The 20,405-nt window shown below is 71.1% G+C and carries 22 protein-coding genes; 13 read left to right on the top strand and 9 right to left on the bottom strand.

Annotated elements, in window-relative coordinates:
• Window positions 1-12 precede the first annotated feature (12 nt).
• The gene (locus IAI59_RS14020; RefSeq protein ID WP_237181129.1) at window positions 13-1,614 is read left to right on the top strand and encodes a hypothetical protein; all 1,602 of its coding nucleotides are present in this window, start codon (window positions 13-15) and stop codon (window positions 1,612-1,614) included.
• Window positions 1,615-1,635: 21 nt separating this feature from the next.
• Here the strand turns inward: IAI59_RS14020 and IAI59_RS14015 are convergent, their stop codons facing one another.
• A complete protein-coding gene (locus IAI59_RS14015; protein ID WP_237181020.1) occupies window positions 1,636-2,802 on the bottom strand; it encodes a M20 family metallopeptidase in 1,167 nt (388 codons plus the stop codon).
• A gap of 138 nt (window positions 2,803-2,940) precedes the next feature.
• On the opposite strand from IAI59_RS14015, the gene IAI59_RS14010 reads away from it, so the two are divergent.
• Together IAI59_RS14010 and IAI59_RS23055 are read left to right on the top strand one after the other, a co-directional pair.
• Window positions 2,941-3,507, top strand: a complete 567-nt coding sequence (locus tag IAI59_RS14010; protein WP_207419616.1) for a tetratricopeptide repeat protein — start codon at window positions 2,941-2,943, stop codon at window positions 3,505-3,507.
• 175 nt (window positions 3,508-3,682) lie between these two features.
• Complete coding sequence (locus IAI59_RS23055) at window positions 3,683-4,618, top strand: choice-of-anchor A family protein (RefSeq protein ID WP_237181021.1); 936 nt, start codon at window positions 3,683-3,685, stop codon at window positions 4,616-4,618.
• Here the strand turns inward: IAI59_RS23055 and IAI59_RS14000 are convergent.
• The 3 genes from IAI59_RS14000 to IAI59_RS13990 are packed head-to-tail and all read right to left on the bottom strand — an operon-like array spanning window position 4,615 to window position 8,031.
• On the bottom strand, window positions 4,615-5,238 hold the full coding sequence (locus IAI59_RS14000; RefSeq protein ID WP_207419617.1) for a flavin reductase family protein: 624 nt from the start codon (window positions 5,236-5,238) through the stop codon (window positions 4,615-4,617). The two genes, IAI59_RS23055 and IAI59_RS14000, sit on opposite strands and share 4 nt — an antisense overlap.
• A 47-nt stretch (window positions 5,239-5,285) precedes the next feature.
• Window positions 5,286-6,719, bottom strand: coding sequence for a pyruvate kinase (gene pyk / locus IAI59_RS13995; RefSeq protein WP_207419618.1), 1,434 nt, complete (start codon window positions 6,717-6,719; stop codon window positions 5,286-5,288).
• Window positions 6,720-6,744: 25 nt separating this feature from the next.
• A complete protein-coding gene (locus IAI59_RS13990) occupies window positions 6,745-8,031 on the bottom strand; it encodes a glycerate kinase type-2 family protein (RefSeq protein ID WP_207419619.1) in 1,287 nt (428 codons plus the stop codon).
• 150 nt (window positions 8,032-8,181) lie between these two features.
• On the opposite strand from IAI59_RS13990, the gene IAI59_RS13985 reads away from it, so the two are divergent.
• Window positions 8,182-8,433, top strand: coding sequence for a con-10 family general stress protein (locus IAI59_RS13985; RefSeq protein WP_207419620.1), 252 nt, complete (start codon window positions 8,182-8,184; stop codon window positions 8,431-8,433).
• Between the two features lie 101 nt (window positions 8,434-8,534).
• Here the strand turns inward: IAI59_RS13985 and IAI59_RS13980 are convergent, their stop codons facing one another.
• Entirely contained in the window at window positions 8,535-9,434 is a 900-nt protein-coding gene (locus IAI59_RS13980) for a branched-chain amino acid aminotransferase (protein ID WP_207419621.1), read from the bottom strand.
• Between the two features lie 114 nt (window positions 9,435-9,548).
• On the opposite strand from IAI59_RS13980, the gene IAI59_RS13975 reads away from it, so the two are divergent.
• Genes IAI59_RS13975 through IAI59_RS13965 form a run of 3 tightly spaced genes read left to right on the top strand, consistent with a single transcriptional unit; the run spans window position 9,549 to window position 12,146 of the window.
• Window positions 9,549-10,091: a MarR family winged helix-turn-helix transcriptional regulator gene (locus IAI59_RS13975; protein ID WP_408887633.1), complete on the top strand. Its 543-nt coding sequence runs from the start codon at window positions 9,549-9,551 to the stop codon at window positions 10,089-10,091.
• The gene (locus IAI59_RS13970) at window positions 10,091-10,786 is read left to right on the top strand and encodes a response regulator (RefSeq protein WP_207419623.1); all 696 of its coding nucleotides are present in this window, start codon (window positions 10,091-10,093) and stop codon (window positions 10,784-10,786) included. Before IAI59_RS13975 ends, IAI59_RS13970 begins: the two co-directional genes overlap by 1 nt.
• A gap of 10 nt (window positions 10,787-10,796) precedes the next feature.
• The gene (locus IAI59_RS13965) at window positions 10,797-12,146 is read left to right on the top strand and encodes an ATP-binding protein (protein ID WP_207419624.1); all 1,350 of its coding nucleotides are present in this window, start codon (window positions 10,797-10,799) and stop codon (window positions 12,144-12,146) included.
• Between the two features lie 26 nt (window positions 12,147-12,172).
• Here IAI59_RS13965 and IAI59_RS13960 read toward each other — a convergent pair whose 3' ends face one another.
• The 4 genes from IAI59_RS13960 to IAI59_RS13945 all read right to left on the bottom strand — a co-directional run bounded on the left by IAI59_RS13960 (window position 12,173) and on the right by IAI59_RS13945 (window position 14,755).
• Window positions 12,173-12,628 carry a phasin family protein gene (locus IAI59_RS13960; RefSeq protein ID WP_237181022.1) on the bottom strand — a complete coding sequence of 152 codons (456 nt, stop codon included), beginning with the start codon at window positions 12,626-12,628 and terminating at the stop codon, window positions 12,173-12,175.
• A gap of 120 nt (window positions 12,629-12,748) precedes the next feature.
• Entirely contained in the window at window positions 12,749-13,381 is a 633-nt protein-coding gene (locus IAI59_RS13955) for a TetR family transcriptional regulator (protein WP_207419625.1), read from the bottom strand.
• 58 nt (window positions 13,382-13,439) lie between these two features.
• Complete coding sequence (proC, locus tag IAI59_RS13950) at window positions 13,440-14,255, bottom strand: pyrroline-5-carboxylate reductase (RefSeq protein WP_207419626.1); 816 nt, start codon at window positions 14,253-14,255, stop codon at window positions 13,440-13,442.
• Window positions 14,252-14,755, bottom strand: coding sequence for a type III secretion system chaperone family protein (locus IAI59_RS13945; protein WP_207419627.1), 504 nt, complete (start codon window positions 14,753-14,755; stop codon window positions 14,252-14,254). Before IAI59_RS13945 ends, proC begins: the two co-directional genes overlap by 4 nt.
• Window positions 14,756-14,952: 197 nt before the next feature.
• Here IAI59_RS13945 and IAI59_RS13940 point away from each other — a divergent pair, with 197 nt between their 5' ends.
• From IAI59_RS13940 to corA, 6 genes are read left to right on the top strand one after another with little or no spacing between them, the layout of a single operon-like run.
• On the top strand, window positions 14,953-15,864 hold the full coding sequence (locus IAI59_RS13940; protein ID WP_237181023.1) for a DMT family transporter: 912 nt from the start codon (window positions 14,953-14,955) through the stop codon (window positions 15,862-15,864).
• The gene (locus tag IAI59_RS13935; RefSeq protein WP_207419629.1) at window positions 15,861-16,385 is read left to right on the top strand and encodes a DUF805 domain-containing protein; all 525 of its coding nucleotides are present in this window, start codon (window positions 15,861-15,863) and stop codon (window positions 16,383-16,385) included. The genes IAI59_RS13940 and IAI59_RS13935 overlap by 4 nt, the downstream gene beginning before the upstream one ends.
• Complete coding sequence (locus IAI59_RS13930; RefSeq protein ID WP_207419630.1) at window positions 16,382-17,677, top strand: nitrilase-related carbon-nitrogen hydrolase; 1,296 nt, start codon at window positions 16,382-16,384, stop codon at window positions 17,675-17,677. The genes IAI59_RS13935 and IAI59_RS13930 overlap by 4 nt, the downstream gene beginning before the upstream one ends.
• Window positions 17,674-18,066, top strand: coding sequence for a hypothetical protein (locus tag IAI59_RS13925; protein WP_207419631.1), 393 nt, complete (start codon window positions 17,674-17,676; stop codon window positions 18,064-18,066). The genes IAI59_RS13930 and IAI59_RS13925 overlap by 4 nt, the downstream gene beginning before the upstream one ends.
• Entirely contained in the window at window positions 18,063-19,394 is a 1,332-nt protein-coding gene (gene gltX, locus IAI59_RS13920; protein WP_207419632.1) for a glutamate--tRNA ligase, read from the top strand. The genes IAI59_RS13925 and gltX overlap by 4 nt, the downstream gene beginning before the upstream one ends.
• Window positions 19,395-19,407: 13 nt before the next feature.
• The gene (gene corA / locus IAI59_RS13915) at window positions 19,408-20,376 is read left to right on the top strand and encodes a magnesium/cobalt transporter CorA (protein WP_207419633.1); all 969 of its coding nucleotides are present in this window, start codon (window positions 19,408-19,410) and stop codon (window positions 20,374-20,376) included.
• Window positions 20,377-20,405: the final 29 nt, after the last annotated feature.

The following is a 20,405-nucleotide window of genomic DNA, read 5'->3' as shown; positions in this document are numbered from 1 at the left end:
GGGCAGCATCGCGTGAGCCTGAGCTTTCCTGGAATGCCGGGGGGTGTCGCCCCCCGTCCGGCCGTGTTGCGGTCCAGCCACCGAACCACCGTCATCTGCGCCGCCGTCGTCCTCGCGGCGCTGGCCCTGGTGCTGTTCACCCTGCTGCGCGCGCCGATGAAGGACGACATCGCCTGGCTGCTCTACGTGGCCCGGCAATGGCTCCGCGGGCAGCGCCTCTACATCGATCTGGTGGAAGTGAACCCGCCGCTGATCATCTGGATCAGCGCCGTGCCGGTGATGATCGGCGACCTGATCGGCGTGTCGGCCAAGACGGTGGCGGTGCTGCTGTTCGCCGGTTCCGCGCTGTGGTCCGCGTGGCTGTCGGCCCGGCTGCTGCGGGGCGTGGCGCCGGCCTTTGACCGGGTGCCGGTCACCTTCGCGGTGATCGCCTGCGTCCTGCTGCTGATGCCGGGCGTCGAGTTCGGCCAGCGCGAGCACCTACTGTTCATCGCGGTTCTGCCGCATCTCGCGATCCTGACGCGTTCGCTGCAACGCCAGACGACCGGGCTGGGCCTCGCCGCCGGCAGCGCCGTGGTGGCCGGGCTCGGCGTGGCGCTGAAGCCGCGTTACCTGCTGTGCCTCGCGGTGGTGGAACTGGTGGGCTGGTGCGCGCGGGGCCTGCGCATCCGGCTTTCGCCCGTGGTGGCCTTTGGTGCCGCGGGGCTGTACGCCGCCGCCATCCTGGCGTTCTTTCCCAGCTTCATCGACCGCGCGGTGCCGCTGGCCGTGACGCTGTATGGCGGCACGGACACCAGCCACTGGGAACTGCTGCTGGAATGCTGGAAGCTGCTGGCGGGGGTGGGCATCACCGCGCTGCTGGCGCTGACCATGCCACGCGGCTCGGCCCAGCGCATGGTGCTGGCGGTGCTGGCCGGCTTTGCCGCCGCCGCCACGGTCGCCATGTTCCTGGACGGCAAGAACTGGTTCTACCACCGCATCCCCGCCAGCACGGCGGTGGTGCTGGCGCTGCTGTACTGGTGCGCCGAAGCCTCGCTGGCCCGCCGCCGCGCGGAAGCCTTCACTGGCCGCCGCTTCGCCGCGCTGATGCTGCTGGCCCTGGTGCCGCTGGCGCTGCAGGCCGACAAGCTGGGCGAGCGGCTGCATGACCGGCTGGTGCTGGCCGTGGAGCCGGAGCAATCCACCGAAGTGAAGCTGGAGCGGCTGATCCGCCGCGAAAAGGTGCGCACCTACGTCGCCTTTTCCGAATGGATCGGGCTGGGCTTCCCGGTGGTCGAGGACACCGGCGTCACCTGGGCCAGCCGCTTTGATTCCATGTGGGCGCTGCGGGGCGAGCTGTGGCGCGCCCGCATGGACGGCAAGCCCCCGGCGGAATGGCCCATGCGCCTGTGGGTGGCGCAGGACTTCATCGCCGGTTGCCCCGACCTGGTGGTGGTGGACCGGCGGCGCGGGCCGGACGACATCAACTACCCGTCCGTGCTGGCCGCCGCCGATGCCGGCTTCGCCGAGGTCTGGGCGCGCTACCGGCAGATCGCCACGCTGGACGGGCTGCAGGTCTTCAAGCGGGACGGCGAGGGCTGCGCCACGGCGCCACCCGTGGAGAACAACGAGTAGCGCCGCCGCCCCGCCAACCGGTCAGACCCCGGCCGCGTCGAGCTTCTGGATGGCCCGCGCCACAGCCTGGGCGCGGGGCACCATGGACGCCACCTCCATATATTCCTCCGGGCTGTGCGCCTTGCCGCCCACGGGGCCGACGGCGCAAAGCGTCGGCGCACCCATCAGCGCCGTGAAGCCGCTGTCGGCACAGCCGCCGGTGAACTCGCCCGCCGTGTCAAAGCCCGCCACGGATTTGTACAGGTTGAACACGGCGTCGGTGCCCGCGTTCTGCTTGAGCGGCACGAACTCGCCCCGGATGGTCAGCGTGGCGCTGGTGCCGGGCACGAAGCTGCGGGCCGCGATGTCGTGGATCTTGCCCATCAGCTCGTCCCGGTCGGCGGGGTCCACGTAGCGCAGGTCGATCTGCGCCTGGGCGGAAGGCGCCACCGTGTTGACCGACTGGCCGCCGGACACCAGCCCGACATTCAGCGTGATGCCGCGCGGCAGGTCGGTCAGCGCGTGCAGCGCCTGGATCTTGCGCGCCAGTTCCTCGATGGCGCTGATGCCGGCCTCGAAGTTGCCGCCGGAATGCGCGGCCTTGCCGACGATGTCGATGACGGAGAACACGCCGCCCTTGCGGCCCGTCACCACCGCGCCGCTGGGGCGACCGGGCTCGGAATTGAACACCACGCGGGCCTGCTTGGCTTCGGCCTCGATCACCGGGCGGCCTTCGGGGGAGCCGATCTCCTCATCCCCGGTGAACAGACCGACTACGGGGCCGGGGGCGCCGCCGAACTTCCGGAAGGCCGCCAGCACGAACATGTTCATCACAATGCCGGCCTTCATGTCGCAAACGCCGGGGCCGTAGGCGATGCCGTCCTCCACCCGGAACGGCCGCCGCTCCGGCTCGCCTTTGGGGAACACCGTGTCGCGGTGGCCCATCAGCACGATGTTGCGCCGCGCATTGCCGCTGGCCACACCGTCGCCGCCGTCCACGGTGGCGCGCAGGCAATCGCCGTGCTTCGGCTGGGCCAGGGTTTCCACCGCCACGTCGTGCCGCGCCAGGAAATCGCGCACACGGGCACCCACCGCGTCCACGCCCGCCTTGTCGTAGCTGCCGCCGTCGATGTTCACCATCGCTTGCAGCTCGGCGAGCATTTCGTCCTGCTGGCTGGCCAGCCAGTCGTCGATGCGGGTGTCGGTCATGCGGATCGCTCCTGCGCGGTTGGCCGGGCAAGGTGGCGGAAACGGTGCCGGCCGGAAAGAGGGGGGGCGCGCCGGAGTGGCCATGCCGCGTGGCCGATTCCGCTTGCGCCGGCGCCCCGGCGGGCCAACTTTGAGGCCATGCGCGCCGCCGCCCTCGCCCTGCTGCTGCTGTCCGCCGCGCCTGTCCTGGCGCAGGCCCCGCCGGCCGCCACGCCCGCCGCCCGCGCGGTGGAGCTGGATCGGTTGTTCGCGGCGTTGGCCGCGGCACCGGACGAAGTGGCCGGTGCCGCCGTGGAAGCCCGTATCCGCGCGGCCTGGGCGCAGGCGGCGAGCCCGGCCGTGGTGCTGCTGATGCAGAGCGGCCGCCGCAACCTGCAGGCCGATGCGGACAGCGACGCGGTGGAGGACTTCGACGCCGCGCTGACGCTGCAGCCCGATTTCGCCGATGCCTGGCTGCTGCGCGCCGCGGCCTTGTCCGCCACCGGCGACAATGCCGCCGCCGCCCGCGACGTGCAGCAGGCGCTGGTCCTGGAACCCCGCCGCTTCGATGCGCTGGACCTGCTGTCCCGCATTCAGGAGCAGACGGGCGACCACGCGGGCGCGCTGCGCAGCCTGCGCGCCGCACTGGCGATCCACCCCAGGCTGGCGGGCGGCGAGGACCGCGCCCGGCTGCTCCTCCAAAAGGTCGAGGGGCAGGCGACCTGAAGGCACAACTGTAAGGTTTTTATAAATACCTCGGCGATAGATCGCCTGAATTTGTCGGAAAATATTACGGTTCCCGCATGGCTGCCGCTCAGAGCCAATCATATCAATGGTCAAGCTCGTGGCATGTGTTTTGCAACCGGAATGAGGACGACGATTCCGGTGCGAGGATACGACCATGGCACGCTTCTGGACTGTTTCCCTGCTGGCGGCGGCGATGATGCTGGCCGGTGCTCCCGGGCAGGCCGCGCCGCTGACGGCCGCCGAGATCCTGGGCGGGTTCAACGCCGTGGTCCTGGGGGATTTCTCCAGCCGCCATGACGTGGAAGGCCGGCTCATGGTCGGCGGCAACCTCGCCGGCGGCGCCACCTTCTTCAACCAGCCACGCGGCGGGGCGATGCCGGGCTTCGGCGCCGTCAATGTCGCGGGCAACGTGGCGGCCGGGACCTACAACGTCGACAACGGCGGCAGCGTCGTGGTCGGCGGCACCAGCGAGGGCCGCTTCAACCTGAACGGCGGCGGCACGCTGCGGACCGGCGATGCCGGGATGTCCGCGGCGGACTTCCTGGCACCGCTCGGCGCGCTGGCGGGGCAACTGGCCGCGCTGCAGGCCAACAGCGCCGTGACCGCCGGCGACCTCAACAACGTCGCCTTCAACGCGGTGCCCGATGCCGCGGGCCGCGCGGTGTTCCAGCTGTCCGCCAGCACGCTGGAAACCTTTCGCAACATGGTGGTCAACCTGAACGGCGCGGACACGGTGGTGATCAACGTCACCGGCAGCAGCTTTCGCGGCGGCGGCAACTTCAACGCCGGTGCCGATGTCAATCGCCACGTCATCTGGAATTTCTTCGAGGCGACGTCCCTGGACTTTGGCTTCTGGCACGGCAGCGTGCTGGCGCTGAACGCGGCGGTCACCAACTCGACGCCCATCGAGGGGACGCTGGTGGCGGCCTCCTTCAACGGCAACGGCGAGCTGCACGACTATGGCTTTGCCGGCAGGCTGCCGCCCGTGGATCCCCCCGTGCCGGTGCCGGAACCGGCTTCGCTGTCCCTGATGGCGGTGGGGTTGGCCGGACTGGCGGCCGCGCGCCGCCGCCGCCGCGTCGCGGCCTAGCGGGGCCGGTCCATATCGAAGCGGTTGTCCGGGCCGATCGCGGCATAGGCCGAAGGGCCGCCGGCGCGCAGCACGACGCCGGAATGGAAGGTATCGTAGATGCCATCCTTTAGCAGCGACTTGTTGATGTGCACCGCCACCACCTCGCCGATCACCAGCCAGCCCTTGGCGGGGCTGCCATCGGCGCGCTTCAGGTCGATCACGTCGCTGACCTTGCATTCGAAGCTGACCGGGCTTTCCGCCACCCGGGGCGGCGCCACCAGCCGCGAGGCCGCCTTGGTCAGCCCCGCCAGCTCGAACTCGTCGGTGCCGTAGGGTACGGGGGCGCAGGTGGCGTTCATCTGCTCCGCCAGGTCGCACGTCACCAGGCTCCAGGTGAATTCCCGCGTTTCGCGGGCGTTGCGCAGGCTGTCGCGCGGCGAGTTGGTGGTGGAAAAGCCGACGATGGGCGGCGTGTAGCAGAAGGCGTTGAAGAAGCTGTAGGGCGCCAGGTTGACCGATCCGTCGGCGCCCTTGGAGCCGATCCAGCCGATCGGCCGCGGGCCGACGATGGCATTGAACGGGTCGTGCGGCAGGCCGTGGCCCTTGGCGGGTTCATAGAAGTGGATGTCGTCAGGCATGCGGTTCCGGCTCCGGGGCGGGCGGCACTGGGCCGCCCGCGCATAGGTTACTTCAAGGCTGCCACGCGCAGGGCGTTGGTGGTGCCGGGGGTGCCGAAGGGCACGCCGGCGGTGACGACGATCTCGTCCCCGCTGGTGGCGAAGCCTTCCGACTGCGCGGCGCGCATGGCTTTGTTGACCATGTCCGTCATGCTGTTCGGCTCGTGCGAGGGCAGGGGGTGCACGCCCCAGACCACGGCCATGCGCCGCGCCGTTTCCTCGCTGCTGGTGAGGCCCAGGATGGGCGCCGCCGGCCGCTCCCGCGCCACGCGCAGCGTGGTGGAACCGGTGGCGGTGAAGGTGGCGATCACCTTGGCATCGATCGTTTCCGCCACCTGCCGCGCGGCGGCGGAGATGGCACCGGCCGAGGTCTTCTGCGGCGCCGGGCGGGCCGCGTCCGTCAACTGCCGCCAGCCGCTGTCCTGCTCCACGCGGGACAGGATGCGGTCCATCATGTTCACCGCCTCGAACGGAAACTGCCCGGCGGCGCTTTCGGCCGACAGCATCACCGCATCCGCGCCGTCGAACACGGCGGTGGCGACGTCGGAGGCCTCGGCGCGTGTGGGGGCGGGGGCGCTGATCATGCTTTCCAGCATCTGCGTCGCCACCACCACCGGCTTGCCCAGGTCGCGCGCCGCGCGGACGATGCGCTTCTGGATCAGCGGCACCTCCTCCGGCGGCATCTCCACGCCCAGGTCGCCGCGCGCTACCATCACGGCATCGGTCAGCGCCAGGATGCTGTCGAGGTTCTCGACCGCCTGCGGCTTTTCCAGCTTCACCATCACCCAGGCGCGGCCATCGGCGATGCTTTGCGTCTCGGCCACGTCCTCGGCCCGCTGCACGAAGGACAGGCCGATGTACTCGATGCCCAGCGGCAGCACGAAGTCGAGGTCGGCCCGGTCCTTGGCCGTCAGCGCCGGGATGTTCAGCGCCACGTCCGGCACGTTGACGCCCTTGCGGTCGCTCAGCGCGCCGCCGACCAGGATCTCGGTTTCCAGGTGGTCGTCGCGCTTGTGCACCACGCGCAGGCGCAGCTTGCCGTCGTCCAGCAGCAGGGTGGTTCCGATGCGCGCGGCCTCCATGATCTCGGGGTGCGGCAGCTGCACGCGCCGCACGTCACCGGGGGTCGCGCTCATGTCCAGGCGGAAGGACTGGCCGGTCTGCAACTGCACGCGCCCGGCCTGAAAGCGGCCGACGCGCAGCTTCGGGCCCTGCACGTCCGCCAGGATGCCGATGGGCCGGCCCACCTTGCGCTCCAGCGCGCGGATGATGCCGATGCGCGCCGCGTGGTCCTCATGGCTGCCGTGACTGAAGTTCAGCCGGAACACGTCGGCGCCCGTGCGGTACAGCCGCTCGATCACCTCCGGCGTGGAACTCGCGGGGCCGAGGGTGGCGACGATCTTGGTACGGCGGCGGCGGCGAAGCGGGATGCGCGGCGGCAAGGGGAAATCCTTCTGGAAGTCAGGCTCAGGCGATCAGGACCAGCCGCAGGTCGTTCACGTTGGTCAGCGTCGGCCCCGTGACGATGGTGTCGCCCAGGGTACTGAACAACCCATAACTGTCGTGTGAAGACAAGGCGAGGCGGGGGTCGATTCCCGCGTCCCGCGCACGCCGCAGCGTGTCGGGCCCCAGGATCGCGCCCGCGTTGTCCTCCGATCCGTCGATGCCGTCGGTGTCACCCATCAAGGCCCAGACGCCCGGGGCAGCGTCCAGCGCAAGGGCCAGGCCCAGCAAGCACTCGCTGTTGCGCCCGCCGCGCCCGCCCTTCGGGGTGCCGGGGCGGATGGTCACCGTGGTTTCCCCGCCCGACAGCAGCAGGCAAGGGGCGGGCAGGGGGTGGCTATGGGCGCGCACGCTGCGGGCCATGCCGCCCAGCACCGTGCCCAGCACCGCGGCCTCGCCTTCCAGCGCATCGCCGAGCAGCAGGGGCGGCAGGCCCAGGGCGCGGGCCTCGGCGGCCACGGCCTCCAGCGCCATCTGGGGGGTGGCGATCAGGCGGAACTCGGCCCCCGCCAGGCGCGGGTCGCCAGGCTTGGGCGTTTCGTCGGCGGCGGCGGCGAGGTGAGCCGCCACGGCGTCCGGCACCTCGGCGCCGTAGCGGGCCAGGATGGCGCGCGCTTCCGCAAAGCTGGTGGGGTCCGGCACGGTGGGGCCGGAGGCGATGGCGATGGGGTCGTCCCCCGGCACGTCGGAGATCGCCAGCGTGACCACCCGCGCCGGGTGCGCCGCCGCCGCCAGCCGCCCGCCCTTGATGGCGGACAGATGCCGGCGCACGCAGTTCATCTCGCCGATGGCGGCGCCACTGGCCAGCAGGGCGCGATTGACCGCCTGCTTGTCCGCCAGCGTCAGCCCGCCATCCGGCAGGGCCAGCAGCGCCGAGCCGCCGCCGGAAATCAGCGCCAGCACCAGGTCGTCCGCCGTCAGCCCCTGCATCAGGGACAGGATGCGGCGCGCGGCCTGCTCGCCGGCGGCGTCCGGCACGGGATGGCTGGCTTGCACCACCTCGATGCGCCGGGTTGGGACAGCGTGGCCGTAGCGGGTGACGACGAGGCCGGACAGCGGCACCTCCGGCCAGGCCTCTTCCACCGCTGTGGCCATCACGGCGGCGGACTTGCCGGCACCCACCACCACCACCCGGCCGCGCGGCGGTTCCGGCAGGTGGTCGGCCAGGATGGCGCGGGGGTCGGCGGCGCGGATGCCGGCCTCGAACAACCGGTGCAGGACGGCTCGCGATGTCGTGTCGTCCCAGCCCATGCCTGCCGATCCTCCTGCGATTTCGCCGGTTTGCCGGTTTTCCGTTGCGGGGTCGAGAGGCCGGCGGCGTTTTCGCCCGGCAACCTCAAGGCGGGGTGCCGGTTTTCCCTGCGCTGCGACTGATCGAGAAAAACGAAGAGGAACAGCAACATGGCAACGAACGACAAGCAGAATACGAGCGGCAGGCAGGGTTTCGCCAAGGACCACGACCTCGCGTCCGAGGCGGGGCGCAAAGGCGGGCAGGCCAGCCATGCTGGCGGCGGCCATGCGGGCACCGGCCAGCAGGGCATGCAGCATCGCCAGTCCGAGGTCGGCAGCGGCAAGCAGGCGGACAGCGGCAACTTCGCCAACGACCGGCAGAAGGCATCGGACGCCGGCAAGAATGGCGGCCACCACTCCTGACGGTCCGCGCCCGGCCGCACCGGCCACCGGACCCGCAGCACCGGGTGACCGGCGGCGGCCGCGAAACGGAAAAGGGGGCCTTTCGGCCCCCTTCGTCGTGTTCAGGCGGCGCGGCGCGCCACTTCCTCGGGGCTCATCCGCACCAGGGCCTCGTAGTCGCCGATCAGCGTTTCGGTGATCTGGCCCGGGGTGTAGTGGTGCTCGCCGATCTGGCGCACCGGCGTGACCTCGGCGGCGGTGCCGGCCAGGAACACCTCGGTGGCGTCCTTCAGCTCCTCCACCTTGATGGTGCGCTCCACCACGGTCATCTGCCGGGCCTTGGCCAGCTTCATCACGGTGCGGCGGGTGATGCCGTCCAGGAAGCAGACGGGCTTGGGGGTGTGCACCTCACCGTTGAAGACGAAGAAGGCATTGGCGCCGGTCGCCTCGGCCACGTCGCCCTTGTAGTCCAGCATCATGGCGTCGTCGAAGCCCTCGGCCTCGGCCTGATGCTTGGACAGGGTGCCGATCATGTACAGGCCGGCGGCCTTGGAGGCGGTGGGCGCCGTGTCGGGGGCCGGGCGGCGCCACTGCGCCATGCCGAGGCGGACGCCCTTCATGCGGTTGTCGCCGAACAGGTTGGGCCAGGCCCAGGCCGCGATGGCCAGGTGGATCTTGGTCTGCTGCGCGGACACCGCCAGCATCTCCGACCCGCGCCAGGCGATGGGGCGGACATAGGCGTTGGTGAAGCCGTTCTTTTCCAGCACCGCGTTGCAGGCGGCGTCGATCTCGTCGGCCGAATAGGGGATGTCGAAGCCCAGGATTTTGCCGGAGCCGATCAGCCGGTCGGTGTGCTCGCGCAGCTTGAAGATGTTGCCTTCATAGGCGCGCTCACCCTCGAACACGCCGCTCGCGTAATGGAGCCCGTGCGTCAGAACGTGTAGCTTGGCATCGCGCCACGGCACCATCTCGCCGTCGAACCAGATCCAGCCGTCGCGGTCGTCGAAAGGAACCAACGCCATGTCAGCTATCCTCCAGGGGTGTTTCGCGCAATAACATTGCGTGTGATAGCCGAACCGTAAAATCTCTGGCACTATGTGTCAATGAAGCTGACCCAACAGGCAAGCATGACAGCAATGCCCGAAGCGCCCGACAAGCCGGTCATGGACCGCAGCCCCGGCACCGCCGGCCGCCAGCTCCTGTTTCTGCGGGAAGAGGAGCTGCGCCTGGCGCAGGACCTGCTGTTCTTCGGCTACCGCGACTTCACCGCGGGGGCTGACGAGATCCTGGCCGAACTGAACATGGGCCGCGCCCACCACCGCGTGCTGCATTTCGTGGGCCGCCGCCCGGGCATCACGGTGGGCGACCTGCTGGCCATCCTCGGCATCACCAAGCAGTCGCTCGGCCGCGTGCTGACGCCCCTGGTGGAGGAGGGCTACGTGACCCAGGCCCCCGGCCGCAACGACCGGCGCCAGCGCCTCCTGTCGCTGACAGCGAAAGGCGAGGCGCTGGAGCGCCGGCTGTTCGAGCGGCAGCGCGAATGGGTGATGCGCGCTTATCGCGAAGCCGGCCCCGTGGCGGTGGAAGGCTTCCGCCGCGTGATGCGCGGGCTGATGGGCGAGGACGCCCGCGCGCAGCTTGACCGTGCCCTGCCCAACACCAGCCAGAGTGCCGCCTAGTGGACAATGCCCATCTCCTGGTCGTCGACGACGACGCCCGCCTGCGCACCCTGCTGCACCGCTTCCTGTCGGAGCAGGGCTTTCGCATCACCGTGGCGGCCGATGCCACGGCGGCCCGGCAGGCGCTGTCCTCCATGGCCTTTGACCTCCTGGTGCTGGACGTGATGATGCCCGGCGAAAGTGGCCTGGACCTGACGGAAAGCCTGCGCCGCGAAGGCCATGAGGTGCCGATCCTGATGCTGACCGCCGCCGGCGGGCCGGAGGACCGCATCGCCGGCTTCGAGCACGGCGCCGACGACTACCTGGCCAAGCCCTTCGAGCCGCGCGAGCTGGCGCTGCGCATCCGCACCATCCTGAAGCGGGCCGCTCCCGCCACGCCCTCGGCCTTGCCGCAGGCACCGGTGCAGCTCGGCCCCCACTGGTTCGATCCGGAGCGGGGGGAGCTGCGCGGCGCCGACGGCACGCAGCGCCTGACGGGGGGCGAGGCGGCGCTGCTGTCCGCGCTGGCCCGCCGGGCCGGCGAGGTGCTGACCCGCGAGGAGATCGCCGCCGCCCTCGGCACCCCGGAAGCCGGCGAGCGGGCGATCGACGTGCAGGTCACGCGGCTGCGCCGCAAGATCGAGCCCGACCCGCGCGAGCCGCGCTTCCTGCAAACCATTCGCCACCGTGGCTACGTGCTGCGGCCCGGCGCGTGAGGAGGGGCGCGTGAAACGCATCGCCCGGCTGTTCCGGGGGCTGCTGCCGCGCGGCCTGCTCGGCCGCGCGCTGCTGATCATCCTGCTGCCGCTGCTGATCCTGCAGGGCGTGGCGCTGCAGCTGTTCTACGGCGGGCATCTGGATGTCATCTCCCGCCGGCTGGCGGGCGGCGTGGCGGGCGATGTCGGCATGGTGACCGAGTTGCTGTCCCGCTTTCCGGGCGAAGACGACCGGGGCTGGATCTTCCACGAAGCCGCCTGGCGCTTCGACCTGTCGCTGGCCTTTGAGCCGGCGGCCTCCATCGCGGGCGGCACCAACCGGCCGAGCTGGCTGCCGATCCTGCCGTTGGAGGACGACCTGGTACAGGCGCTGGGCGAGCGCGTGCGGCTGCCCTTCGACACGGACTGGCAGTCCGACCCGCGCAGCGTGATCATCCGCGTGCAGATGCCGGACGGGGTGCTGCATGTGGAGGCGCCGCGCAAGCGGCTGTTCTTTGGCACGCTGTACCTGTTCGTCATCTGGCTGGTCGGCACCTCGCTGCTGCTGTTCCTGGTGGCGGCGCTGTTCATGAAGAATCAGGTTCGCGCTATCCGGCGGCTCGCCAGCGCGGCGGAATCCTTCGGCATCGGCCGCCAGCACGGGCCGATCAAGCCGGAAGGCGCGGCCGAGGTGCGGCAGGCGGCGGCGGCCTTCAACCAGATGCAGGGCCGCATCCGCCGCTTCATCAACCAGCGCACCGAGATGCTGGCCGGCATCAGCCACGACCTGCGCACGCCGCTCACCCGGTTGCGCCTCGGCCTCGCCATGCTGCCGCCGGGCGCGGAAGAGGACGCGGTGGCGATGGGCGAGGACGTGGCCGAGATGGAGCGGCTGATCGCCACCTACCTGTCCTTCGCGCGGGGCGAGGGCACGGAGCAGTCGCAGCCCGCCGACCTGGCGCAGCTGGTGCGCGACCTGGTGGCCAAGGCGCGCCGCGCCGGTACCGGCCTGTCCGTGGAGGCGCCGGAATCGCTGATCCTGCCGCTGCGCGTGGATGCGCTGCGCCGCTGCCTGGGCAACCTGCTGGACAATGCCCGCGCGCATGCCCACCGCATCGTGGTGGCGCTGCACGAGGCGACGTTGATGGAAGCAGGGCGCGCGCCGTCCCGCTGGGTGGAGATCACGGTGGATGACGACGGGCCAGGCATCCCGGAGGCCTCGCGCGAGGAAGCCTTCCGCCCCTTCGCGTCATTCTCGGCCGGCGGCACCGGGCTGGGGCTGGCCATCGCGCGGGACATCGCGCGCGCGCATGGTGGTGACGTGGTGCTGGAAGGCAGCCCGATGGGCGGGCTGCGGGCGCGGGTGCGCCTGCCGGCCTGAACGGCCGACAGGCGCCGCGTGGCTGCTCAGGAGCCGGTGGGGGGCAGGGCGCCGTTGCTTTTGGCGACCAGCCCCTTCACCTCGTCCATCGCCTCGGCGAAGCGCTTGTTCAGCAGCGAAAGCGCCTCGCCGTTGGACTTCTGGATGAGATCGGCGATCTCCTGCATGTTCGCCACGGCACGGCCGTAGGTGGCCTTGACCATCTCCGCCTGGCTGGCCGCCTTGTCCTGCGCCGAGCCGCCGGGGGAGGAGGCGGACCGCACCGCGTCCGTCAGCTCGGCCATGGATTGCTGCAGGATTTCCATGTGGCGCTTGGCCACGGCCTGCGCACCTTCCAGAGCAATGCGGTTGGCCGCGGACAAGGCCTCGAAGTTGCGGCGTTGGGCGGCGGCCAGGGTCTCGACGTCCGGCATGCCAGGGACGCGGAACTCCGACAGCATCTTCATCATATCCATCTGCGGGCCCTTGAACTGGTCGGACATCGGCGTCTCCCTTGTGTTTGGCTTGGCCACGAACATAACGCCCGGAACACCGTTTCGGAACGACAATGCGGCCGCCGGATGGCTTTGCATCTCACGCAAGGCGAGATGCGCGCCGTGAGATCAGATGGAGGGCGACAGCGGCTCATCCGCGGCCGCGGATGATTCGGGCATGTCGATGCGCAGCGTGCCGGCGATCTGCGCGGCGCGGTCCAGCGCCCGGTCCAGCGCCGCCATGGTGCCGCCCAGGTCCTGGCCCTCGTCCTTTTCCCAGGCCCGCAGGGTGGCGAGCCAAACGCCGCTCAGGCCATTCACCCGCAACGCGCCCTTGAAGCCACTGGCCTCGATGCCCGCCGCTTCCAGCATCCAGGCCATGGACGCGCCGAGCTGCGGCGCCAGCATCAGCGTGAGCATCGGGTCGGTGCGCATGTCGCGCCCCAGGCGGATCACGCCGTCCCGGTGCGGCTGCAGCGCGTCGATGCGCCGCATCAGCACGTCGAACAACCGGTCCCGGGCACTGCCGGTGGCGACGGTGGGGTTGTCGCGCAGCACCGCCTCGTCCACCGCGCGGGCGAACATCAGCGGCAGCGCACCCTTGTAAGGCGCGCGCGCCCGCAGCTCGGCAAGGGTCATGCCGCTGCGGCTGGCGACCGCCTGCATGGAAAGCTGCTGCCAACCTTGCTCGGCCACCAGCGACCAGAAGGTGTCGAACAGGACGGAATCGGAAACGGGCGCGGGGCCGGTGCTGTCGCTCATGCTGCCAAGTTTGGGGCGATGGCGGCGTTTGACCAGGGGGCCAGCGGGTGGCGGCGCATCATCCGGCCAGTTCGCGCGAGCGTGCGGTGGCGGCGGCGATCGCCTCGTCCATCAGCCGGGGCCAGGCGTCGGGCGCCATCAGCACCGCCAGGGCGCGTTCCGTGGTGCCCTTCGGGCTGGTGACGTTGATCCGCAGCTGCGCCGCGTCCTGCGCGCTGGCGGCCAGCAGCGCGCCGGCGCCGGACACCGTGCGCCGGGCCATGCGCCGTGCCAGGTCCGGCGGCAGGCCCTGGGCGATGGCAGCCTGCTCCATCACCTCGGCCAGCAGGAACACATAGGCGGGGCCGCCGCCCGACACGGCGGTGACCGGGTCGATCAGCCCCTCGTCCTCCACCCAGGCAACTTCTCCCACGGCGGCCAGCAGCTCGTCCGCCAGGGCCTTCTGCCGCACGTCCACGCCGGGGCCGGCGAAGCAGCAGGTGAAGCCCTGGCCGATGGCCGCGGGCGTGTTGGGCATGGCGCGCACCACGCGCGCGGCGCCACCCACCGCGGCGGCGATGCCTTGCACGGTCTTGCCGGCCATGATGGACACCACCAGCGCACCGGCCCGCACGAAATGCTCGACCCCCGGCAGGGCGCCATCCGCCTGCTGCGGCTTGGTGGCCAGCACGATGGCGGCGGGGGCGAAGCCCGCCGGCACCTGGTCCATGCTGGCGCAGATGGTGGCGCGGCCGGCGAAGGCGGCGGCGGAAGCGCCGTGCGGCTCCACCACCACCACCTGCTCCACGCCCTGTTCCAGCCAGCCTTCCAGCATGGCGCCGCCCATCTTGCCGCAGCCGATCAGCAACAGCGCGGGCAGGGGTGCGCTGCTCATGCCTCGCCGACGCAGTCCAGCATGGCGGCTTCCAGCGCCTCGGCCGGCGACTTGCCGCCCCACAGCACGAACTGGAAGGCCGGGTAGAATCGCTCGCATTCCGTGATGGCGATGTCCATCATGTCCTCCAGGCTTTCGGCGCTGGCGCCGCGGGCGCCGCGCAGCAGCATGGCATGGCGGAACACCGGCCCGCCATCCTCGCTGTCGATGCCGAAATGCCCGATCCACAGCCGGTCGTTGGCCAGCGCCAGCAGCTCGAACATCTTTTGCCGGTGGGCGGGGGGTACCTTCAGGTCGAAGGCGCAGGTGAAGTGCATGGCGCTGATGTCCTGCGACCAGCAGAAGAACAGGCCGTAGTTGCACCACTTGCCGGGGGCCTCGGCCGCCATTTCGCCGTCCGAGCGGCGCTCGAAGGTCCATTCGTTGGCGGTGACAATCTGTTCCAGGACGTCCAGCGGGTTGGCTGAACGGTCTCGGTCTACGGTTTGCAGGCCGGACATCGTGGCACCTCCTTCCTGGTTGGAGCGGTGCGGGACACCTATGCTTGGGTCAGCGGAAGGCTCCACCACCAAGATATCGATATCGCAGCGCGAAATACCGCCGCAAGGGGGCATCGCCCGAGTCCGCCGCCGCCGGCCGCATTTTCACGCCGCCGCCCGCCTGGGCAAGCCGCGGGGCGGCGGATACTGTGGCGGCCATGTCCCAAGCCGCGCCCGCTGTCCTCGCCCCCAGCCCCGCTCCCGCGCGGGAGCGGGCCGTGGGCTTTGCCTGCGCCTTTGGCGTCACGCTGGTGTGGTGCGGCTTTCTGCTCGCGGCGCGGCTGTCGGCGCAGCAGCCCTTCACGCCGTGGGACGTGGCGGCGCTGCGCTACACCGGCGGCTTTCTGTGCGGGCTGGCGCTGGCGGCGCGCTTCGGCTGGCCGCGCCTGGGCGCCGGCAAGGCGCTGGGGCTGATGGCGGGCGCCGCCTTCGGCTTTCCGCTGGCCTCCTACATCGGCTTCGGCTTCGCGCCCGTGGCGCATGGCGCGGTGATGATGACGGGGCTGCTGCCCTTCGTCACCGCCGGCCTCGCCACCCTGTTCATGGGCGAACGCTGGACAGGGCGGAAGCTGCTGTCCCTGGCCGTGGTGGGCGCCGGCATCGGGCTGCTGGCGGCCGATACCTTTGGCAGCTATCCCGGCGCCTGGCGGGGCGACCTGATCTTTCTGGTGGGCTGCCTGTCCTGGGCGGGCTTCACGCTGCTGATCCGCCATTGGCGGGTGCCGGCCATCACCGCCACCACGGCGCTGGCCCTGTATCCGGCGGTGATCTACCTGCCGGTCTGGCTGCTGTTCCTGCCCAGCCGCCTGCACGAGGCCCCGGCCGGCGCCATCGCCTTCCAGATGGCCTATCACGGCGTGCTGGCCGTGGTAGTGGCGGGCTTTCTGTTCACCCGCGCGGTGAACGCCATAGGCTCCGCCCGCACCACCACCGTCACGGCGCTGACGCCCGCGCTGGCCGCGCTGCTGGCCTGGCCGCTGATGGCGGAGCCGCTGGGCACGGCCGGTCTGATGGGCGTGGTGCTGGTGTCCCTCGGCATGGTGCTGGGGGTGATGGGAAAGCGGGCGTGACCTGGTTCAGCCCGCGCGGCCGCATCGGTCGGGGCGAGTTCTGGCTGGGCTACGTGCTGCCGCTGAGCGTGCTGAGCCTGCCCGTGCTGGTGGTGCTGTCGCAGGAAATCTGGCGCATGGGCGCCGTGGTGCTGCTGGTGTTGCTGGAAGACCAGCCGGACGCGCTGGCCATGCTGCACGAGCTGATGCTGGACATGCCGCCGCCCGCGCTGCCACGCTTCTTTATGGCCTTGGCGGGATGGTTGCTGGTGCAGGTGCTGGGGCTGGTGGGTGCCGCCAAGCGCTGGCACGACCTGGGGCAAAGCGGCTGGTGGAACTGCGTCCTGCTGGTGCCGGTGCTGGGCTGGGGCGCGGGGCTGCTGGCACTGGGCTTCTTGCGGGGCGAGGACGGCGGCAACCGCTACGGCCCCGGGCGCGGCCAGCCGGCCATGCCGCCGGTGCCGGCCCGCAGCGTGCCCGCCATCGCGCCGCCACCCCCGCCGCCGCCGTCCCCCCCAACGTTCCGGTCGCCTTGGGGATGACGCTGCGGCTCGCCCTCGCGCCGCTGGCGCCCTGGCTCGGCAACCTGCCAGGCAACCTGGGGCGGCTGCGTGGCGCGCGCGCCGCGGCGGCGGCGGCCGGTGCCGCGTTGTTGAGCACGCCGCAGGCCAGCCTGACCGGCGCCGCCCTGCTGGACCTGGGCCGCGACGCGGCCTTTCTGGATGCCTGCGACGCGGCGCTGGACCAACTGGCCGGCGAAACCGCCGATGGCGGCCCGGCGATCCTGCTGGGCGCACCGTGGCGGCGGGACGGGCGGGTGCATGACTCCCTGGTGCTGCTGGACGGCGGCCGGTTGGTGGCCCGCCGCGCCCGGCATGCCGCTGGGCCCCCGCCCTTCGATGCCGGGCCGGCGCCGGGGCCGGTGGCCTTTCGCGGTGCGCGGCTGGGCCTGCTGGCGGGCGAAGACCTGGAAGATCCGTCCGTCGCTGAAACGCTGGCCGAAACAGGTGCCGAGCTGCTGCTCTGCGCGTCCGCCATGCCCTTCGCCCCCGGCAGCGCCGCGCGGGCGCAGGACCACGCGGTGGCCCGGGTGGTGGAAACCGGCCTGCCGCTGGCCTGGGTGGGGCTGCTGGGCGGGCAGGGGGCGGATGTGTTCGCGGGCGGGGCCTTCGCGTTGAACGCCGACCGGACGCTGGCCCTGTCGCTGCCGCCCTTCGCGGCCGGGCAGGCGGTGGTGGACTGGAACGAGGCCTGGCACTGCACGCCCCAGCCCTTGCCGGCTGCCGTGCCGGAACCGGCGCTTCTGTGGCAGGCGCTGTGCCGCGGCATCGCCGACCATGTGCGCAAGGGCGGCTTCGACGGCGCCGTGCTGGCGGCGGCACCTGGCGAGCGGTTGCTGGCCGCCTGCGCGCGCGCCGCGCTGGGCGATGCGCTGCTGCCGTCCCCCGGGCCCGGGGCAGCGCTGCTGTCGCCGCTGAACCGCGCCACCTGGCTGCTGGGTGGCCGCGGGGCGGGGTTCGCGCCGCTGCTGGGGCTGTATCCCTCGCAACTTGCGGCACTGGCGGAATGGCATGACGGCCGCTGGCCCGACCAGGCCATCGGCCCCGTCCCGCCGCATCCGGCCGAACCCATCTTGCAGGGATTGGTGGAGCGCGCCGAGCCCCCCGCCGCCCTGGTCGCCCAGGGCTTTCCGGCGGCCGAGGTGGCGGATATCTGGCGCCGGGTGCAGGCTGGCGGGTACAACCCGCTGCACGCCGCCCCGGGCCTGCTGCTCGGCCGCCGGCCCGAACGTCGCTTTCCACAACACCACGGATTCACTGACTGCACCCCATGAGCGCCACTTTCGACCAGAACCTTTTCGCGCCCGAGGGCGGCTTCGTGGTGCGCATCCGCGACCTGTCGGGCGGCAATGGCAGCGAGCCAGTGGAAACCATCCGCGGCTTTCCCACGCTGGTGCAGGCCAATGCCTTCGCGCGCCGCTACGTGCGCGACAGCATCGAGCGCTGCCGCACGCGCGGCATGGACGCCGAGGCCGTGCTGGCCGCCTGGTTCGCCTTCGGTGAGGACGCCGAGGTGGTGACCAAGGACGGCGGGGCCTGGAGCAGCGGCGCCGAGATCCGCGACTTCGCCGCCAAGCCGGTGAGCGACCCGGAGGACCGCAACTGGCGCGTGCTGGACCCGCGCCGCGACGTGGACGACGCGGAAGCGGAGGACGAGGCATGAAGCTGCGCTTCGCCCCCAGCCCGACCGGCTTTTTGCACGTGGGCAACGCCCGCGTGGCCCTGGCCAACTGGCTGGTCGCCCGCCGCGCCGGCGGCACCTTCGTGCTGCGCTTCGACGACACGGACACTGAGCGGTCCAAGCCGGAATATGCCACGGCGATCGAGGAGGACCTGCGCTGGCTGGGCCTGGACTGGGACGAGAGCTTCGCGCAGTCCTCCCGCCTCGCGGCCTACGAGGCGGCCGCCGAGCGGCTGAAGAAGTCCGGCCACCTTTATCCCTGCCTGGAGTCGGAGGAGGAGCTGCGCTTCAAGCGCGAGCAGCGGCAAAAGCAGGGCCGCCCGCCCGTCTACGACCGCGCCGCGCTGAAGATGACCGCCGAGCAGCTGGAGCGCGCGCTGGCCAACGGCAAGCAGCCCTACTGGCGCTTCAAGCTGTCGCCACGCACGGTGGAATGGCACGACGGCGTGCTCGGCCGCCGGCAGGTCAAGCTGCCACCGATCTCCGACCCCGTGCTGATCCGCGCGGACGGGTCGTTCCTGTACACCTTCACCTCCGTGGTCGATGACCTGGAAACCGGCGTGACCGGCGTGATCCGCGGCGAGGACCACGTCACCAACACCGGCGTGCAGATCGACATCATGGAGGCGCTGGGCATGCGCCCCGGGCGCATCGACTTCGCGCACCTGCCGCTGCTGACGGATGCCGACGGCAGCCAGCTTTCCAAGCGCATCGGCTCCATGGGCCTGCGCCAGCTGCGGCGGGACGGGGTGGAGGCGCCGGCGCTGTGCGGCTACCTCGCAGCCCTCGGCTCCTCGCAGGACCCGGTGCCGGGCATGCCGCGCGAGCTGCTGGCGGGCTTCTCGCTGGAGCACCTGTCGCGGTCCTCGGCGCGCTTCGACCCGACGCAGCTGCTGGCGCTGAACCGCCGCTATCTGCACGGGCTGGATTTCGCCACGGTGCGCGACCGCCTGCCGGACGGTGCCGACGAGCGGTTCTGGCTGGCGGTGCGCGGCAACCTCGACCTGATCTCCGAGGCGCGGGACTGGCACGAGGTCGCCGCCGGCACCCCGGCCATCGCCGCCCAGCCGGAGGAGGCGGAGCTGCTGCGCCTGGCGCTGGACACCCTGCCGCCGGCCCCCTGGGACGACACCACCTGGGGAAGCTGGACCCGTGCGCTGGGCGCTGCATCCGGGCGCAAGGGAAAGGCGTTGTTCCTGCCGCTGCGGCGTGCGTTGACGGGCGAGGACCATGGGCCGGAGCTCAAGGCTTTTCTGCCCCTGATCGGCCCTGACCGCGCTGCGCAGCGCCTGCGATCCGCCATCGGGTAGGAACCCCGCCGCCATGAGCATCGTCGCTGCCTCGACCTATCGCGACGGTGCCCGGGTGGGCGGCGCGCTGGTGCCGCCGGAATCCCTGTGGGAACTGAAGCGCAACGAGTTTGTCTGGATCGGCCTGTTCGAGCCGGAGGAACATGAGCTGCGCGATCTGGCGCAGCGCTTCCACCTGCACCCGCTGGCGGTGGAGGATGCGCTGACGGCGCACCAGCTGCCCAAGCTGGAAAGCTACGGCGACCAGCTCTTCGTCGTCGCCCGCACGGCACGGCTGGAGAACGGCGCGATCGTGTATGGCGAGACCAGCATCTTTGTCGGTCCCAACTTCATCATCACCGTCCGCCACGGCTCGGCGCGCGCCCACACCAAGTTGCGCCAGCAGCTGGAGGCGGCGCCGGCGCGGCTGAAGCACGGCACCGACTTCGTGCTGCACGGGCTGCTCGACTTCATCGTCAAGGGCTACGAGCCGGTGATCGATGGCATTGAGGAGGAGGTGCTGGAGCTGGAAGCGCGCTCCATCGACTGCCCGTTGAGCAAGGACGAGGTGCACCGCATCTTCCGCCACCGGCGCGACCTGATGCGCTTTTCCCGCACCCTCGGCCCGATGGAAGAGGTGGTGGGACAACTGGAAAACCTCGACCTGCCCTGCGTGGACAACGACATGCGCCCGTATTACCGCGACGTGCACGACCACCTGCGCCGCGTGCAGGCGATGACGGACGGGCTGCGCGAGGTACTGCGCTCGGTGTTCGAGGCCGGGCTGCTGATCGAGCAGCAGCAGCAAAGCGTCATCACCCGGAAGCTGGCCTCCTGGGCCGCCATCCTGGCTGTGCCGACGGCCATCGCCGGGCTGTACGGCATGAACTTCGAGAACATGCCCGAGCTGAAGTGGCAGTACGGCTACCCCACGGTGCTGGGCGTGATCGCGCTGGTGTGCGGCGTGTTGTACTGGCGCTTCCGCAAGGCGGGGTGGCTTTAGCCGCGCAACCCAATGGCACCGCCCGTGCT

The organism is Roseomonas haemaphysalidis, from assembly GCF_017355405.1.
GTDB classification, from domain to species: Bacteria; Pseudomonadota; Alphaproteobacteria; order Acetobacterales; family Acetobacteraceae; genus Pseudoroseomonas; species Pseudoroseomonas haemaphysalidis.
The sequence above is the reverse complement of the archived record's forward strand: the minus strand, read 5'-3'. Positions and strand labels throughout refer to the sequence as shown.